The 16,558-nt window shown below is 59.5% G+C and carries 15 protein-coding genes and 2 pseudogenes; 11 read left to right on the top strand and 6 right to left on the bottom strand.

Going from position 1 to position 16,558, the window contains the following annotated elements; genetic code table 11:
- The first annotated feature begins 215 nt into the window (after positions 1 to 215).
- From LJ655_RS15915 to LJ655_RS15905, 3 genes are read left to right on the top strand one after another with little or no spacing between them, the layout of a single operon-like run.
- Entirely contained in the window at positions 216 to 2,201 is a 1,986-nt protein-coding gene (locus LJ655_RS15915; protein WP_230562204.1) for an acyl CoA:acetate/3-ketoacid CoA transferase, read from the top strand.
- Between the two features lie 38 nt (positions 2,202 to 2,239).
- Positions 2,240 to 3,478 (top strand): thiamine pyrophosphate-dependent enzyme, encoded by a 1,239-nt coding sequence (locus LJ655_RS15910; RefSeq protein ID WP_230562203.1) that lies wholly within the window; start codon positions 2,240 to 2,242, stop codon positions 3,476 to 3,478.
- Positions 3,475 to 4,602, top strand: a complete 1,128-nt coding sequence (locus LJ655_RS15905; protein WP_230562202.1) for a zinc-dependent alcohol dehydrogenase family protein — start codon at positions 3,475 to 3,477, stop codon at positions 4,600 to 4,602. Before LJ655_RS15910 ends, LJ655_RS15905 begins: the two co-directional genes overlap by 4 nt.
- A 169-nt stretch (positions 4,603 to 4,771) precedes the next feature.
- On the opposite strand, the gene LJ655_RS15900 is transcribed toward LJ655_RS15905, so the two are convergent.
- Entirely contained in the window at positions 4,772 to 4,999 is a 228-nt protein-coding gene (locus tag LJ655_RS15900; RefSeq protein ID WP_230562201.1) for a hypothetical protein, read from the bottom strand.
- A 326-nt stretch (positions 5,000 to 5,325) separates the two neighbouring features.
- Here LJ655_RS15900 and LJ655_RS15895 point away from each other — a divergent pair, with 326 nt between their 5' ends.
- Positions 5,326 to 6,201, top strand: a complete 876-nt coding sequence (locus tag LJ655_RS15895; protein ID WP_230562200.1) for a manganese catalase family protein — start codon at positions 5,326 to 5,328, stop codon at positions 6,199 to 6,201.
- A gap of 121 nt (positions 6,202 to 6,322) precedes the next feature.
- A complete protein-coding gene (locus LJ655_RS15890) occupies positions 6,323 to 6,727 on the top strand; it encodes a hypothetical protein (RefSeq protein WP_230562199.1) in 405 nt (134 codons plus the stop codon).
- Here the strand turns inward: LJ655_RS15890 and LJ655_RS15885 are convergent.
- From LJ655_RS15885 to LJ655_RS15870, 4 genes are all read right to left on the bottom strand, one after another.
- On the bottom strand, positions 6,724 to 6,909 hold the full coding sequence (locus tag LJ655_RS15885) for a hypothetical protein (RefSeq protein WP_230562249.1): 186 nt from the start codon (positions 6,907 to 6,909) through the stop codon (positions 6,724 to 6,726). The two genes, LJ655_RS15890 and LJ655_RS15885, sit on opposite strands and share 4 nt — an antisense overlap.
- 91 nt (positions 6,910 to 7,000) lie before the next feature.
- Positions 7,001 to 7,858, bottom strand: coding sequence for a YsnF/AvaK domain-containing protein (locus tag LJ655_RS15880; RefSeq protein WP_230562198.1), 858 nt, complete (start codon positions 7,856 to 7,858; stop codon positions 7,001 to 7,003).
- Between the two features lie 59 nt (positions 7,859 to 7,917).
- Entirely contained in the window at positions 7,918 to 8,340 is a 423-nt protein-coding gene (locus tag LJ655_RS15875; protein ID WP_230562197.1) for a YsnF/AvaK domain-containing protein, read from the bottom strand.
- 84 nt (positions 8,341 to 8,424) lie between these two features.
- Positions 8,425 to 9,141, bottom strand: a complete 717-nt coding sequence (locus LJ655_RS15870; RefSeq protein WP_230562196.1) for a TIGR04086 family membrane protein — start codon at positions 9,139 to 9,141, stop codon at positions 8,425 to 8,427.
- 1,173 nt (positions 9,142 to 10,314) lie between these two features.
- Between LJ655_RS15870 and LJ655_RS30235 the strand changes: the two genes are divergently transcribed.
- Positions 10,315 to 11,004 carry a sensor histidine kinase gene (locus LJ655_RS30235; RefSeq protein WP_329959706.1) on the top strand — a complete coding sequence of 230 codons (690 nt, stop codon included), beginning with the start codon at positions 10,315 to 10,317 and terminating at the stop codon, positions 11,002 to 11,004.
- A gap of 234 nt (positions 11,005 to 11,238) precedes the next feature.
- Here the strand turns inward: LJ655_RS30235 and LJ655_RS30230 are convergent.
- Positions 11,239 to 11,475 (bottom strand): annotated as a pseudogene (locus LJ655_RS30230) (transglutaminase family protein); the annotation flags it as partial.
- 371 nt (positions 11,476 to 11,846) lie between these two features.
- Between LJ655_RS30230 and LJ655_RS15860 the strand changes: the two are divergent.
- The 5 genes and pseudogenes from LJ655_RS15860 to LJ655_RS15840 all read left to right on the top strand — a co-directional run bounded on the left by LJ655_RS15860 (position 11,847) and on the right by LJ655_RS15840 (position 16,335).
- A complete protein-coding gene (locus tag LJ655_RS15860; protein WP_230562195.1) occupies positions 11,847 to 12,119 on the top strand; it encodes a hypothetical protein in 273 nt (90 codons plus the stop codon).
- A 43-nt stretch (positions 12,120 to 12,162) separates the two neighbouring features.
- On the top strand, positions 12,163 to 12,591 hold the full coding sequence (locus tag LJ655_RS15855; RefSeq protein WP_230562194.1) for a type II toxin-antitoxin system HicB family antitoxin: 429 nt from the start codon (positions 12,163 to 12,165) through the stop codon (positions 12,589 to 12,591).
- Between the two features lie 285 nt (positions 12,592 to 12,876).
- Positions 12,877 to 13,329, top strand: a complete 453-nt coding sequence (locus LJ655_RS15850) for a DUF2934 domain-containing protein (RefSeq protein ID WP_230562193.1) — start codon at positions 12,877 to 12,879, stop codon at positions 13,327 to 13,329.
- A 1,530-nt stretch (positions 13,330 to 14,859) separates the two neighbouring features.
- Positions 14,860 to 15,446 (top strand): annotated as a pseudogene (locus LJ655_RS15845) (BPSL1445 family SYLF domain-containing lipoprotein).
- A 94-nt stretch (positions 15,447 to 15,540) separates the two neighbouring features.
- Positions 15,541 to 16,335, top strand: a complete 795-nt coding sequence (locus LJ655_RS15840) for a PRC-barrel domain-containing protein (RefSeq protein WP_230562192.1) — start codon at positions 15,541 to 15,543, stop codon at positions 16,333 to 16,335.
- Positions 16,336 to 16,558: the final 223 nt, after the last annotated feature.

Below are 16,558 nucleotides of genomic sequence, written 5' to 3'. Positions count from 1 at the left end.
TGACTGTTTGCCGTCCGGTCTGGGAATAGCCGTTGCGCAAACAGGGATGCCGATGCGGCACGGACCCGGAGCGTCTTTCGGTTTCCGAACTATTGGCAACTCGTGCGCCGCCTGCGAATAGGTAGACAGCCACACGTATCTACAGGTCATCTCGCATAGGTTTCTTTTGTGGGCCACGGCGCCGGTTGCGACTTCAACTTTTTCAGATAGGCAATATGCACGACAAGATTGTCACTGCTGACGACGCGATCGGATTGATCCGTGATGGCGAGGCCGTCTGTTGTTCGGGTTTTGTCGGCATTGGTACGCCAGACGAGTTGATCTCGGCTCTGGCCCAACGTTTCACCGGCTCCGGCTTTCCCCGCGACCTGACGCTAGTGTTCGCGGCCGCGCCAGGCGACGGCAAGGATCGCGGACTCAACCGCATCGCGCTGAAGGGATTGATCAAACGCGCCATTGGCGGACATTGGTCGCTGGTGCCAAAGCTCGCTCGAATGGCGACCGACAATCTGATCGAGGCTTATAACCTGCCGCTCGGGACGATGTCGCATCTGTATCGCGACATCGCGGCGCACAGGGCGGGCACGCTTACTCAGGTGGGATTGGGCACCTTTGTCGATCCGCGTCAGGCGGGCGGGAAGATCAACGCGCGCACAACCGAAAACCTCGTTAGCACTGTCGATATCGACGGCAAGACGTGGCTTTTATACAAGGTCTTTCCGCTGAACGTAGCGCTGATTCGCGGCACAACGGCCGATCCGGAAGGCAATATCACGATGGAACGTGAGGCGCTGGTGCTCGACACCCAGGCGGTGGCCATGGCGGTTCACAATTCGAACGGACTCGTGATCGCGCAGGTGGAGCGGATCGCGGCAAGCGGGACGCTCGACCCCCGTGCAGTTGTTGTTCCGGGCATCTTCGTTGACCGTGTTGTGGTCGCATCGCCCGATGCGCAGCCGCAGACTTACGGTACGGCCTACAACCCCGGGTTTTCCAGCGAGATCACGATGCCGTCTGAAACGAACGCATGCCCGCTACTCGATGAGCGGAAGGTGATGGCTCGTCGTTGCGCGTTCGAGCTTCCCCTCGGTGGCGTGATCAACCTGGGTATCGGTGCCCCCGAAGTCGTTGGTGCAGTCGCGGCGGAGGAACGCCTGCTGAGCCATCTGACTTTGACAGCCGAGCCTGGGATCATCGGCGGCGTACCGCAGGGTGGCCTGAACTTCGGCGCAGCCGTCAACATGGATGCGCTGCTTCACCAGAACCAGCAGTTCGATTTTTACGACGGCGGCGGCCTGGATCTCGCGTGCCTCGGTATGGCGCAGATCGACCGGAGCGGAAATGTCAACGTAAGCCGCTTTGGTTCACGACTAGCCGGAGCCGGCGGCTTTATCAATATCAGTCAGAATGCCTCGCGCGTGGTATTTGCTGGAACGTTCACGGCTGGTGGTCTCGAGGTCGTCGTGGAAGCGGGGCAACTTCGTGTCGTCACGGAAGGTGCGCAGAAGAAACTTGTCGAGTCGGTCGAGCAGATCACATTCAACGCACAACTAGCTGCCGAACGCGGCCAACCGGTGCTGTACGTGACTGAACGATGCGTGTTCCGTCTAACGTCCGATGGGCTCGAACTGACGGAAGTCGCACCCGGCGTAGACGTTGATCGGGACATTCTCCCTCAAATGGACTTCGCGCCGATCGTTCGAAAACTACGACCCATGGATTCGCGAATCTTCTTGCCGCAACTGATGAATCTGGCAGCGGAGTTGCTCGATTCGCAACTCACCCAGCGGCTCAGCTACGAACCCAGGCAAAACACCTTGTTTGCAAATTTCGAAGGGATGGCGGTTCGCTCGACTGGCGACATTGAAAGCGTGCAGCGCGTGTTCGAGACATTCTGCAAGCCCATCGGCCGGAGAGTTTCACTCATCGTCAACTATGACGGTTTCAGGCTGGACCTGGCGGTGGCCGATCAGTACTTTGAAATGGCAGCGCGGCTGCAATCGCAGTACTGCCGATCGGCGAGCCGCTTCACCAGTTGCGCGTTCATGCGTGCAAAGCTGCACGCGGCTTTCTGCGACGCGGCTTCGGTCTCCCACGTATGTGAAACACATGCCGACGCCATGGCGTTTGCGATAGAGCAGCACGAAGCTGTCGCCGACGGCGTGCCGCGGTTCCCCCGGCGTCGCCACCAGCCGTTCTGAAGGGCTGGCAGCGTATTGAAGAAACAAGGAGTCTATTTGTGAAAGCGTCCGACCTGTTCGTCATGGCACTGGAGAATGAAGGTGTCGAACGTATTTTCGCCGTGCGGGGCGAAGAAAACCTCGATGTACTGGAGTCGTTGCGGCACTCGGCTATTGAACTCATCGTGACTCGCCATGAACAATCGGCTGCCTTCATGGCGGCCACCCATGGCCGCCTGACCGGAAAGCCGGGAGTCTGTATGGCGACACTGGGCCCCGGAGCATTGAATCTCGTGACCGGCGCTGCGTACGCGCATCTTGGTGCGATGCCGATGGTACTGATCACGGGCCAGAAGGCCATCATGACAGCGCGCCAGGCGCGCTTTCAGATCGTCGACATCGTCGCCACGATGAAGCCGCTTACCAAAGCGTCGCGGCAGATTGTCAACGGCGCCAGCATCCCGACCGTGGTGCGCGATGCATTCCGCGTGGCCTCAGAAGAGCGGCCGGGCCCAGTGCATCTCGAGTTGCCGGAAGACGTGGCGGCTTCGGAGGTGTTCTTCCCGCATGCGGAAGTGGTGGGGGACCTCGGCCTGAGTCTTGCGCGGCTTGCGGATCTGGTCGAAGGCAAGCTGCCGTATGCGGCTGCAATGGCGCCGCTGCGTGAAGGCATCCTGATGCGTACGCTGGAACGGGCGAATGAATCGCGCTTTCCTTTGACGCCGCAACGCATCGTCCACGACGTGTGGAAGATCATGCCGGCCGACGGTATCGTCGCGCTGGACAACGGCATGTACAAGCTGTGGTTCGCGCGCTGCTACAGAACCCGCAGCGCCAATACGCTATTGCTCGACAATGCGCTGGCGACCATGGGGGCGGGCTTGCCTTCGGCGATGATGGCCGCGATTCTTTATCCGGATCGCCGTGTCATGGCCGTCTGCGGCGACGGCGGTTTCATGATGAACTCGCAGGAACTCGAAACCGCTGTGAGGCTGAAGCTCAATCTTGTTGTGTTGATCATTCAGGACGATGCCTACGGAATGATTCGCTGGAAGCAGGCCGTCGACAGCTTCGCGGACTGGGGTCTGACTTTCGGGAACCCCGATTTCGTCAAATATGCGGATGCATACGGCGCAAAAGGCAGGCGCATCGAGACGGCCGAAGCGCTGGCTCCGACACTGGAGAGCGCATTTCGCGAAGGCGGAGTTCAATTGGTCATCGTCCCGGTTGATTACTCGGAGAACGTTCGTGTCTTCGTTGAGGAACTGGGCAATCGGGTCATGGAGGTCGCGCAATGAAGATCAAGGCAGCAGTGCTGGAAGCAATGGGCGCAGCGTATCCCTATGCCGTTTCCCGTCCTTTACGCATCGACGAGGTCGATCTCGCACCACCCGGCGCTGATGAAGTGTTGATCAAGGTCGCGGCTGCGGGTCTGTGTCACTCTGACCTCTCGGTGATCAACGGCGATCGGCCTCGCCCCATGCCGATGGCGCTCGGACATGAGGCGGCGGGTGTCGTGGTGGAACTGGGAGCAAGTGTCAGCGATCTCCGGATTGGCGATCACGTCGTGGTGGTGTTCGTGCCGAGTTGCGGTCATTGCGCGCCTTGCGCCGAGGGACGGCCAGCCTTGTGCGAGCCGGGCGCCGCGGCGAACGGCGCGGGCACGCTGCTCTCCGGCGGGCGTCGCCTCACGCGTAGTGGGGAGCGATTGAATCACCACCTTGGATGCTCGGTATTTGCAGAGTACGCGACCGTGTCGCGGCGCTCGGTCGTCAGGATCGATGCCAACGTGCCGCTGGATGAGGCCGCGCTGTTCGGATGCGCTGTGTTGACAGGCGTCGGTGCTGTGGTGAACACGGCGCAAGTCCGCGTGGGCGCTTCTGTTGCCGTGGTCGGTCTGGGAGGAGTGGGCCTTGCGGCACTCATTGGCGCGCAAGCGGCCGGCGCTCGTCAGATCATCGCGGTCGACCTCTCCGATGCGAAACTCGACCAGGCGCTCGCGCTCGGCGCCACTCATACTGTCAACGCGAGTCGCGATGACGCTGTTGAGCAGATCCGGGCATTGAGCTCCGGTGGGGTCGAGATTGCGTTCGAATTCGCAGGTGCCATTCGCGCGTTGGACCTCGCTTATCGCATCACCCGTCGCGGTGGAATGACCGTTACGGCTGGGCTGCCACCTGCTACTGCACTGTGGCCATTGCCGGCAGTGAGTCTGGTGGCCGAAGAGCGCACATTGAAGGGCAGCTATACCGGCACGTGCGTGCCGGCGCGCGACCTTCCCCATTACATCGATCTTTACATGCAGGGCAGGCTGCCGGTGAACAAGCTACTTACGGGCCATCTGGCGCTTGATGAGATCAATCATGGTTTTGATCTGCTTCACGAAGGCAAAGCGATCCGCCAGGTGGTGGTGTTTGGCTGATCCTCGATGCCGGCCCGACCATGCACCTCACCTCGCAGGACAGGAACGCGATGCAGCCACACAGCTGAAGCAGCTCTGCGTACCACAACGCGGTAGGCCTTCATAAGCTCGGATGATGGGGCACTCCAGCGGTACCACCGAAAAGGTGCGGACGAGACCAGTGTTGAGTCTAGAGCAGACCGGTTGCGATCGCTCTCGCGTTTTCCAGTTGTTGAAGAAGCTGGAAACGGTTTGCCGGCTCCACGTTCTGGTTGCGTTCGATCTCCGTGCGCAACGCATCGATTTCGCCTTCAATCGCTGCCAACCATGCCTGGCGGCTTTCCTCGGGCATCCCCGCGGTTTCACGACCGGCGTTGGCAAGGCGTGCTGTCAGATTGCTGAGTTGCGCTTCATACATCTTGTGTCTCCGAGGCTGGGTCATTTGTGACGCGCAGACAAATACGTCGACGCTATCAACGCGCAACGCCTATTCCCGGAGTCCTGATCACCAAAAAATATATTCGAGACGTGCGCGTTGTTCCGGGAACGCGTCATGCGGAACAAGGACGCAGTCTCCCTGCCCATGTGCGGTGCGTTTGCCGCCCCTCGCCAGAACTCATCCTTCTGAGACCTCCGTTGTGAAGGCGGTGCGCGACAGCGCCGCCGCTCTCATGACTTCCGCATTCTGTTGCCTGGCGTTATGGACGGTGCTCCGTCCTTCCCAGGCCCTGAAAGGAGAACACCATGTTTGTCCATAACAAGCGCCTCCAATACACGGTGCGTGTTTCCGCGCCTAATCCCGGCCTCGCAAATCTGCTGCTCGAACAATTTGGCGGACCACAAGGTGAGCTCGGCGCGGCATGCCGGTATTTCACTCAGGCTGTGGGCGAAGATGATCCTGGTCGCAAGGACCTCCTGTTCGACATTGCAACGGAAGAACTGAGCCATCTGGAAATCGTCGGGTCCATCGTCGCGATGCTGAACAAGGGGGCCAAGGGTCAGCTAGCAGAAGCGGTTGAAAGTGAAGCCGAGCTGTATCGAGGCATGACCGGCGGCGGCAACGACTCGCATATCACAGCGCTGCTGTACGGGGGCGGCCCGGCACTCACCAATTCCGCTGGGGTTCCGTGGTCAGCGGCCTATGTCGATACCATCGGTGAACCTACCGCAGACCTTCGTTCCAACATCGCGGCGGAAGCTCGAGCCAAGATTGTGTACGAACGGCTGATTAACGTGACCGACGACCCCGGCATCAAAGAAACATTGGGCTTTCTAATGACGCGCGAAATCGCACATCAGAAGTCGTTCGAAAAAGCGCTTCACTCAATCCTGCCGAATTTCCCGCAGGGAAAGCTTCCCGGTGTCCCGGAATTTACAAGCGTCTATTACAAAATGTCCGCAAGTGATGGGGCTCCACGAGGTCCGTGGAATGAGGGACCCCAGTGGGAATTCGTCGAAGCGCCGAAACCGGCTGTGGACGGTGGCGACGGCACGGCAACAGTGAACGTGACTGCCGACGAGGCCGAGGTTCTTCGCGCTATGGCCTCGCGTACGGCGTCAGACACTGCCTCCGACCCCATGACCGGCGCTGACCTCGGTGTGGGAGAGGCTGTGAAGTGACAATCTGGCGGGGCTCTGGGTAGGAGCCCGTCCTCCAGATTTTCCATTAAGCGCTTAACAGAAGCAGATCCATAGTCGCAACAGTCGGCCCGTTTCATTAATCGGTTGGAGCCTGGGCGGGGTGTATGCGCGCGAACTCGCGAAAAAGCACCCGGAACTGGTGCGGCAGGTTATCACCCTTGCGACTCCGTTCGCCGACCAGGCGAACTCAACCCATGCCGGTTGGCTTTTCACGCTCCTGAACGGGGGAGTGTCGCCGATGGATGAGGCGCTGCTCCGGCAACTGGGTATCGACCCTGTGGTTCCCTGCACGTCGGTATATTCGCCATCCGACGGTATCGTGGGGTGGTCAGGATGCGTCGGGACAGAGTCCGAATACCATCAGAACGTCGAAGTGGATAACGTGAGTCACTGGGGCATGGTTCACCATCCGGAAGTGCTTCGTGTCGTGGCTCGCCTTCTTGGCGAGCCTCGGCACCGCTCATTTCGCTCGCTGCTCGATGCCTGTGTCACCAAACTGTTCTAGACGAAAAAAGCTCGAGTCACCGTCGCGCTTTCCTTTTGTTGGGTTTCGGCGGCGCGAGCGCCGCAGTCCAGAATGCCGCAGTTCCACGCTTTGCGGCAGCCGTTGCGTGACCTCGCGCCGAGCCCGTCACGGCATTTGCCCCGCTTAGCCACATACTGAGAAAGGGGTTTTTCTTTGTCCATGGATTTTTCATGTCGTACTCGATCGATTGGAGCATGAGGCGGAGGTTCCCGTCCGCAGCGGCATGCGGCCGACGGGAACCAATGACTGCACTTAGGGGCGCTTTGCGGGCAGTGAAGCTGACTGATCGCCAGGCGAAGCAGACGGTGCAGTTTCGACGCGCTCGACCTCGACTTCGGTGCCTTGCAGCGTCTCGTTGATCGTCTCGATGTGATCTGAAGCCTCCTTGCCGACCGTTACCTCCTCGACCACGTGCGCAGTCTTCGCGACGACCGCGTGCTCTGCCTTTTCGCGGATTTCGACGGATGCCGCCTTGAGATCCTCGGCTGTCGCAATGCGGTCTACGGGTTGCCGCTCGATTGTGGCGTGCTCTTCGCGCAAGCTGACCGTCTCGGTGACGGGCGTTTCAGTGACGCGTGAATAGACGCGTACACCACCGGTCTGCACCTCGCGCTTGCCGACCTCGAGCGACTCCCGCACAACCGCAAAGGACTGGCGCTCTGCGGCCGTCTCATCGGCGGAAAATCGTGCTGCGCTCGGGTCGTATCCCTCATATCCTGTGTTTTTCCACTGGGCAACGCGCTCTTCAATATCCACTGCGCCAGCTTCGTGCAGGGCGGAGCGCACGGCGATCATCTGTGCTTCAACGACAACGGTGACCGTAACGACGGCGCTTCCTCGGCGCACGGCCTCCTGATAATGGCCGACCTCGGCGGGCTGCCCACCGCCGCCAAAAAGTTTGCCGAAGAAATGCCCGATCTTGTACGACGCGCTTTCCTCGGCGTGCGCGCCCGGTTCCACGGCGCGGTTGCCCTCCGGCAGTCCTGCGCTCGTCTGGCTGTCTGCGTGAACCTGTATAGCGCTTCTGGCAATGCCAGTTTGCGACAGATGTTCCTGCGCCTCCTCGGCCTGTTCAAACGAATCGAATACACCTACAACGACTTGTGACATTTTCAATACTCCGTGATTGTGTGAGTGGCTCTACGTCAGCCAGACGGAACTGCTGTACTTCAAAATGCCGACTGCTCGCCATCGTCGGAGGACGGTGCGGCTGATTGCGCGATCCAGTCTCCATCAGTTCCGGTTCGCCGTTCCACCACGAGCTCCTGCCGTTGCACTTCGGCCTCGTGCACGCTCGTTTCTTCAATTTCTTCAAGTCGGATCCGGACTTCTTCTGTCAGCATCAATTTCATTTCGGTGACGGGCACATATTCGAAGACCGGAACGACAAGAACGCTTCCCTCCCGGAAGGGCTCGAATTCGCTATCCACAAGCCGGTGCGCGGGGACGCGTTCAATCGTGACAACGCGCCGCGTGAGTACAACCGGGATTTCCTTCAACTCCTTGTGGACGACGGTTCTGACGCGTACGGCTGCCGTTTCCTTTTCCGTGACGTCGACACACAGCCGCTCCTCCACTCTGGGGACTTTCATCGTTGCCACGGGCGGCACGGATGAGGGGTCGGATACTGTTTGTCGGCCATGGCAGCTCCTGCAACGTATTTTTAACGACACAGATCAGGGAGCCTGATGTCCAGACATCGCGCGGGCTGGATTGCGACGAAGGGGTACGCCATCAGTCGAAGCACCGCCAGCTTCTTCAAACGGCGGTTGATGCCGGAACCCGGCGCGCCCTGACACGATGGAGATAACTGCGCCGACAACGAGTGCCGCAAACGAAAACCACGACGCGCGCGCCGCGCCCCGTGCTGCGGTATCGGCCGTCTGACGTGCGTCGGCTTCGGCTTGCGGACTTGAAGCTTCGGCGCTGGCAGAGGCGATCACACCTTGCACCCGTTGCGTCAAAGAGCCCGTAATTGTCGCGGCGGCGCCCGAGGGACTTGCCGCAGCGCCGACGGTTGCACCAGTGGCCGCTACACTTGCTGCGGCGCTCACCGCGCTCCCGACGAGGGACGTCGTGCCATACACAATCATCAGGATCATGACTGCCCACGCAAGCAGGCCATGGAGCCAACCAAGCACCGGTGCGCAGCGGCCCGCAAAGTAAGAGCCGATGAAGACTGCAATCACCGTCATCACGATTAGATAGGCACCCGAAGCGAAACCAAAGCCCTGGAGCGGGTTCGGGCGAGACAGGGGAGAAAGGGGCGACATCCCGATCGCGGCCCCGAGCACACTAAGAATGAGATAGACGATGAGGGAAAGAATAACGCCGGCGATGACGGAACCCCATGAGACCCGGGGTAGACCGTCTTGGCTAGTAAGGAGTTGCATGGATAAGCCCTCAAAGGAACTGCGTGGATCGACCGGGCGGACGCTCCGGTTCGTGACGCAGCAGAGGGCGCAACGGCTGTACCTGGCTGTCCGCGGACGTCGCCGCAACCCTAAAGAAGTAGGGAGATCGAGTCAGTGAATGCAAATGGGTAGATCCCACTTGTGTGCGCGAGCCGGTCGCGCGGAATCTGCCTCGCGGGCAGGTGTCGACAGCACGGTCGAGATGCACTTTTGACAACGACAGGTTCGACACGACAATTGCCGGGAGTGGCGCGTTTAACCGTAATTGCTCATCAGCGCCGCATCAATCGCCAGGCTTCAATCGTTATCGACAGACTGGTGCTGCGAGCTTCCGGGCACGTCGCATGCGTGCACAGAGGGGCAGTTTCTCCGGTGCGTTACTGCGCGCACGCCAGGCCAGGCAATCGCTCTGAGACTACGGCCGGGAAATCCCGACACGCGTTCTTACCGCCCTCCAGCCTCTTTCCAGGACAGGCCTCCTGTGGAGGCAGCCTCAATGAAGAGCGCCTCGGGCGCCTGTGGAGAAGAGAATGCGCAGCTTCAGACGCATCATGCTGGCTTTGCAGCTGGCCGTGTGGTCAGTGGCACTGATTCTTTCGTACGTCGGGCCTCCGGGCTGCGCCGCGATCAGTCGCTGATCTGATGTCCGAGCAGGTCCGTCGGTGAGTCGGAGCGCCGGCCGCACGGGTCCGTATCCGGCACTCCTCACGCACCCGTGCGGGAGGCATCATGCTTCACACACTTCTGGCAAATAACCGCGACGAACTTTTATCGCGGAGCAGGACCAAAGCGGCCCAGCGGCCCAGCGGCCCAGCGGCCCAGCGGCCCAGCGGCCCAGCGGCCGGCGCGCGGCGCGTCTGTTGTGCAACTCGAAAACGGCGTGCCGCTGTTTCTCGAACAGCTCATTGAAGCGTTGCGGGTCGTTCGGACATTGGAGAGGCGGCAGCCCAGCACGGACACGAGTTGTTACGGTAGGGGTACACGGTTGATCAGGCTATCCATGATTATGGAGATCTATGCCAGGCCATTACCGACCTGGCACATGAACGCGATGCGCCGTTTTCGATCGACGAGTGTCGCACGCTGAACCGCTGCCTCGACAACGCAATCGCCGACGCAGTCACTGAGTTCAGTTATCAGCGAGACTTCAAGATGGCTACTCAACACGCCGTGGAAGAAGGCGAGCGCATGGGGTCGTTCGCCCATGAGCTTCGCAGCTTTCTGCACACTGCAATTCTCGCATTCGCCGCAGCAAAAGCCGGAAATTTGCCCCTGTTTGGCGCTACCGGTGCCGTCCTCGAGCGGAGCCTGGCGGGCTTGGGGAAACTTATTGAGCATTCAATCGAAGACACTCGCATCCCCTCAGGCGATAGCGCGATATGGACGCTGTTTTCACTTGCAGACTTCATAAACGAAACAAAGCACGCCGCAAATCTGGCCGCACATCTACGCGGGTGCGGCCTGGTGGTAACGCCAGTCGATCCCCAACTGGCTGTTAGCGGAAACCGCGGCCTTCTTTATTCGGCGCTCGGTAATCTCATACAAAACGCATTCAAATTTACTCAACCAAACTCTGACGTCACCCTGAATGCATATGCCGTCGCCGACAAGATTCTTATTGAAAAAAAGGATCATGGCGGTGGTCTCCCGCCAGGCAAGGCAGAACAGATGTTTCTGCCGTTCCAGCAGTTCGGTGCGGATAAGTCCGGGCTTGGACTCGGCCTGTCTATAGCACGTCGCAGCGTCGAGCTGAATGACGGCGTTCTGAGCGTGCGCGATATTCCCGGCGTGGGATGCATATTCACCATCAGTCTTCCGCGACACACGTTGATGAAGAAATAGCCGATGAACCATTGATAGACAGACATCCAAAGAGGAAACCTCGTCGGTGCTTCATGGCCGGCTGGTCTCTGACTCGGTCGGTCGGCTCGGGTCGTCTCACACCGGGCATTCGGCTTTGCCCAAAGCGGCCGCCGGGAGAAACTTCGGTGCGTAGCCATCACCTCTGCACCCACCACGAAGGCTCAGCACTGCGTAGTGCGCCACTCTCAGCGGTGGCAGAATGCAGCCCGGTCGTTCCTCGTCGCAGTGCATCTTGAAGTGCGTTAGCACGGCTGGCCCGAATGCATGACTGATTGCGACGTCCGCGGCGTCACGACCCTACGCCATCAGCACGCGCCCGATGCGCGGCGCGATGTTGGCGGATCGAAGGTCTGCCAGCTACCCTCACATAGGCTTCAAACCACCCGCGAAATCCATCGGCGCGGCAACGGACCGCGAGCGCACATCGCCGATATAACCTGCGCAGTAGCGCGTTGTTCCGTATGCTTTGCCCGATCTGTTCCTGACGCCGTGCAATCTTGTTGGCAGCGCCCAGGCGCGCAGCGGCTATCAACGGTTCAGGGCTTTCGGCCAGCTTCTCCGACTTGCTGGTCTGGTGATCTGCGGCAGCGTCGCAGGGACCGTGCGGCAGCAATGACGTATGCAGCGGCCGGACGGTCTCGCCGTCCGACGAGAGGCTGGCAAGTCGCTGTCATCTATTCTTGCGTCCGCAAGATTTCGCTTGCTTTGCAGTGCCATTGAGCGCATTGTGAAGTAGTCCAGATGTACCTCTGGCCGCCCTTTTCAGCATCCGGATGGATAGAGTTCAATGACGGTCAGCACCGCTTACGGAGCGTGTCATCATGACCATTCCCACCATTGAATACCGAGGGCACGAACTACGTGCCTACTCTCATCAGGAATTTCCGCTGCATCGTGACCCGTATGCCACGGGTCCGCGTCAGTTTTCGTCCGTCGTGCGAATCGACACGATCCAGCCCAGCGAGGCCAAGGCCCAGCGCTATGCGACGGTGTTTGATACAGCGAGTCCCACCACTGCAGGCGATGCCATCGACCTTGCGATGCAATACGGGAAGGACATCGTCGACGGCAAGGTTCAGGCGAGCGGGCTTTGACACATCGAATTCCAGTCAGTCCGCAGTTCGAGTGGAGCAGATCATGCAATATCCGCTTTATGTCCACCGCGAAGGTGACGCCAGCTTTCGCGCCAGTTTTCCCGATTTTCCCCGTGCGGTTGCGCACGGCAAATCAATGGACGAAGTAAAGATCGATGCGAAGCGGGCAGTCGAATTGACGTATGACCGTAGCGAGCAACTTATACCCGCCCCGACGTGCAGTACGTCGGAGTTGCATGCGCTCGAGATGGACGATGGGGAAGGGATCTGGATGTTTGTCGACATCAATCTTGCGCGGGTTACCTCGCAAGCCGCCAGCATCCAGGTTAGTTTGCTTAGCACCTTGCTGCAGCAAGTCGATCTGGCGGCAAGAGAACATCATATGACGCGCTCCGCGCTGATCACGCTGGCTGTCGTACACGAACTTGCGGGTCGGCACGCAGGACAAGTGCCCTACGTGCCGGTTTCCTGACGAGCTCTGGTGGACAGATGACCTGCGCGGCGCGACACCGTCAGAAAACCAGTTCAATGCTCAATGCGTCGCGCAGGTCACACGATTAACTGATGTTCGCTCAGACAGCGACTCGCTGCTGTCGCACCATCCTTTGCCGAGCAGCAAAAAGGGAGCAAGAGTGTATTTCTCGTGCCATCGAAAAATGACAGGGAACGCAAAATGTATCGCTACAGTCGTTCTCAAGGTGGCCCAACTGTAAGCGTCGGCCCCTATCTGATGCGAACGACGATTGAAGGAGTTGTAATGCAACGACTTGTTGATGTATTGAATGGCAGAGGCGCTGTGCTGCACACGTACCCCATCACCCTGGGGGAAATGGGAAATGCAACCGACGATAGCCTATACGAAGCGAAGGCACTGGAGGCTGCAGCGAACGGCCGTTTGGTTCCTGACGATGAAATCGAACGTTTAACGGCTCGACTGCATGTCAGCCGGAGCCGGCAGATGACTTCCTATGGTGACGACCTTGAACGAAGCTCCGAAACGAAGGACGGACTGGAACAGTCGGTTCGTGAACGCGCTTATGCTCTATGGGAGCAAGACGGTCGCCCGGACGGGCGAGCGGAGCTGTACTGGCATCGGGCGCTAGATCATCACCTTAGCCAGCGCGCGTATGCATTGTGGCAACGGGAGGGCTGCCCGGACGGGCGCGCGGACGAATTCTGGCATCGTGTAGTCGGTTTTGAGGCACAGTAAAGCGCGTCGGGCCCGCTACCGTCGCTGAGTCGACGTGGGATCGTCGAGCGCACGGCGATCCGTCACAAGCTGACGGGCGGCCACGTCTGGTCTGAAACGCCCACTATGGTCGCATTGGTCGAGACAGCGGAGGCTTCTGCGGCCCGTCGCGGGCACTCGGCACATAAGTCAGGTTCGTCAACAACCGGTGCATATTTCACCGAATGATCATTGCGGTCCAGTCGCCTCCGGTTTGCAGCCTTTTTTCGCATGGCGGCGCATGCTGGCAAGCGCGCATGGTAACGTCTGTGGCAACGAAAGTTTCCGTGCGACGCCTGTGCAGGATGCCGTAACTGTCAAGCGGATCGTTTTTGGATCCGCTCGAACGCAATCAGTAGACGCGTCACCCGCCGCGCACCATTTGGAAGCGATCCCTGAACTGCTTCCAGCGCTGCAATACGGCCACGCCAATAAGGGAGTCCGAGCGGGCTGTTAACGGCGAGTTGCGGGACTATGCGTTCGAGGTGAGCGAGATCGTCTTCAAAGTGATGATGCGACACATCGATCCTCGCTGCGTTAGAGCGGAACGGCAAGGACCTCGCCATCGAGGATGTCCTTGCCGGATTGCTTTCTGAAGGCTGCGTCGAGCATTCCGTCGGCCTGGACGCGGACCGGCTCTTTCATCACTGCTCTGACTGGCACTCCATTGCTACTTGAACACTGTCGTGGGCGGCGGCCGACACGTCGGGATTCGTGCGACCGTCGCATGCCTTGCCTCGTGGCCACACAGTGGCCCGCTGAATCGGCGTTCACTCTATGTTACGCGCCGGCGGTCACGGAATCCGTCCGGCACCGTACCGACTTCCACAGAGCAGCGCGCCCCTGCCGCTGATTTTCTCGCTGCTTTCCCTATTCCACGCTGTTGAACGTTGCCAACGTGTGACAGAAATTCGCGACTCTGCGCGTCGGCAAACTTCAGAGCGTTGAAGGGACCGGGCTCTTCATGATCATCGCTAGCTGGCGCGTTGCTTGTGTCGATCAAGACGGCGGCATAAGGAAAGCGGGGCAAATATTGCGAAACGCGAGCGCTCTTTCTGCAGATGCCGGGTAGCCTGACGAGGCCGTCCCGGTTTGTTGCGAACCGGTGGCTACAAGCCTAGCCTCGCGCGCAATCTGTCGATCACGTGATGTTCATTCAGCCCGCGGATTTTCTCTCGTCGTGCCAGGCTTTGCCGATACCTGTAGAGCGAGAAGGCAAACATCGTCGTCATTCCGGTCAGAATGCCCCACGTTGAATCGTTCATGTTTTCCCTTTGGATTTGCCGAGTCCGTCACCATTGGGTGAACTGGCAGCGGAGAGTTGGGCTTTATATCTTTCCCATGAGAACCATCATGAGTAGAGCCATCACGACTGCACCTGGCGGCCAATCGTTAGTTAGCCGCTAAGCTCAAGCCTAATGAGTGCGCAGCGGCGTGTCTGTACGCTGCCGTACCGCTTCCGTACGGACTCTCGCGTAGCGTCGGACGCATCCGTTCAACAGGGAGACGGGTGTGCAACGACGAACATTCCTCTGGGGCGTGCCGGGATCGATGATTGCTGCCAGTCTGTCGCTGTCCAGCTGTACGGCGACGCCTGCCGGACTGACACGATGGCCGAGCATAAGGACAAGCGCCGTACCATCGACTCCGGTGTCGACTTTACGCTCACCCGGCTCTATAACGTGGCTCCCGGCGCCCGCGAACTGGTCGGCAAGTCGAGCGGCTTGCTCGTGTTTCCGACGGTTATCAATGCCGGTATCGGATTGGGCGGACAGTATGGAGAAGGGGCGCTGCGTGTCGGTGGAAAATCGGTGGGGTACTACAGCACCGCGAGTGCTTCGGTTGGTTTGCAAGCCGGCGCGCAATCGAAGGCGATCGTCTTTCTGTTCATGACCGCGAATGCACTCGATCGATTTCGCAGCAGCGAAGGCTGGTCAGCGGGGGCTGATGCATCGGTGGCGGTGTTGAAGGTTGGCTCCAACGGTGATCTCGACACGGGCACAACCGGTCAGATCAATGCATTCGTGCTGACGAATGGCGGCCTGATGGCAGGCGCGACCGTGGACGGTACGAAAGTGACCCGACTCAAGACGCTGTAGCGGGCAAGATCGTCGCAGCGGATATTTATCCTTCGTTCGGCAATCGTGAGTGCATTCATTGATGCCGTTTCACACATAGCAGGAGCATCGAATCATGTTGCGAAGTATCGAGAGTCTGAAGGGATGTACGGTGGCCGCGAGCGATGGCGAAATAGGCAATGTCGAAGAGGCCTACTTCGATCACGATGCATGGGGTATCCGCTACCTGGTGGTCAAAACAGGAAACTGGATCGACGGGCGGCGCGTGCTGATCTCGCCCTATTCGGTCATCCGCATGGATCCGGCGTCGTTGAGCGTCCACGTCGATCTCACGCGTCAGCAGGTGAGCGACAGCCCTCCTCTCGATACCGACGAACCCGTCTCGCGTCAACACGAAGCCGAGTATCTTCGCTACTACGGTTACCCCGTGTATTGGGGCGGCATAGACGTGTGGGGCGCGGGCAGCCATCCGGCGTTCAGCCGTGCGGCCCTATCGCCTGTGTCACCGGAGACGCTTGCGCAACTCCCGTTGTTCGGCGACAGCTCGCCGGGCGACAGCCATCTGCATAGCACTGACGAGGTGGATGGTTACCACGTCGAGGGGGCCGATGGCGACATTGGGCATGTGTCCGGATTCATTTTCGACGATGAGGCCTGGACTATCCGCTATCTCACCGTCGATACGCAAAGCTGGTGGGCGTCAAAGGAAGTGTTGTTGGCAACTGAGTGGATCTTCCTTATTGACTGGCTCGATTCGACTGTTTCGACACAACTGACAAGCGACGAGATCAAGGATAGCCCGGACTACGACAACAGGATTCCGCTGGAGCGCGATTTCGAAGCGAAGTTGTACGCGTTCTACGGCAAGGCGGGGTACTGGTCGGAGGAAAGGGCGGCATTGCGACTCTAACAAACTGGCGCAACCGGCTCTGCGGCGTCTTATGTAGAGCGATGAGTTATTTCACTGTGTTTGGCAATCGATGTCGAGGTCAATTCGCGTGAGCCGGCCACCTGTGATGGCTCTTTAGCGGATCTCCTTTCGACACCCAGCCGTGGGTATCGCCCGCGGGGTCGACAGGTACGGCACCGTACCGACGCACGGAACAGGCGGGCGCATACTCTGCCTGGTGTCG

Source organism: Paraburkholderia translucens (assembly GCF_020881035.1).
Classification (GTDB): domain Bacteria; phylum Pseudomonadota; class Gammaproteobacteria; order Burkholderiales; family Burkholderiaceae; genus Paraburkholderia; species Paraburkholderia translucens.
This window is presented reverse-complemented; position numbering and strand designations above follow the sequence as displayed.

Bases quoted from the DNA above. Each gene is read 5' to 3' on its own strand.
- LJ655_RS15860 (WP_230562195.1), top strand. From the start codon at position 11,847: ATGACCATTCCCACCATTGAATACCGAGGGCACGAACTACGTGCCTAC.
- LJ655_RS15915 (WP_230562204.1), top strand. From the start codon at position 216: ATGCACGACAAGATTGTCACTGCTGACGACGCGATCGGATTGATCCGT.
- LJ655_RS15855 (WP_230562194.1), top strand. From the start codon at position 12,163: ATGCAATATCCGCTTTATGTCCACCGCGAAGGTGACGCCAGCTTTCGC.
- LJ655_RS15840 (WP_230562192.1), top strand. From the start codon at position 15,541: ATGTTGCGAAGTATCGAGAGTCTGAAGGGATGTACGGTGGCCGCGAGC.
- LJ655_RS15905 (WP_230562202.1), top strand. From the start codon at position 3,475: ATGAAGATCAAGGCAGCAGTGCTGGAAGCAATGGGCGCAGCGTATCCC.
- LJ655_RS15895 (WP_230562200.1), top strand. From the start codon at position 5,326: ATGTTTGTCCATAACAAGCGCCTCCAATACACGGTGCGTGTTTCCGCG.
- LJ655_RS15850 (WP_230562193.1), top strand. From the start codon at position 12,877: ATGCAACGACTTGTTGATGTATTGAATGGCAGAGGCGCTGTGCTGCAC.
- LJ655_RS15885 (WP_230562249.1), bottom strand. From the start codon at position 6,909: ATGGACAAAGAAAAACCCCTTTCTCAGTATGTGGCTAAGCGGGGCAAA.
- LJ655_RS30235 (WP_329959706.1), top strand. From the start codon at position 10,315: ATGGCTACTCAACACGCCGTGGAAGAAGGCGAGCGCATGGGGTCGTTC.
- LJ655_RS15880 (WP_230562198.1), bottom strand. From the start codon at position 7,858: ATGTCACAAGTCGTTGTAGGTGTATTCGATTCGTTTGAACAGGCCGAG.
- LJ655_RS15875 (WP_230562197.1), bottom strand. From the start codon at position 8,340: ATGAAAGTCCCCAGAGTGGAGGAGCGGCTGTGTGTCGACGTCACGGAA.
- LJ655_RS15870 (WP_230562196.1), bottom strand. From the start codon at position 9,141: ATGCAACTCCTTACTAGCCAAGACGGTCTACCCCGGGTCTCATGGGGT.
- LJ655_RS15900 (WP_230562201.1), bottom strand. From the start codon at position 4,999: ATGTATGAAGCGCAACTCAGCAATCTGACAGCACGCCTTGCCAACGCC.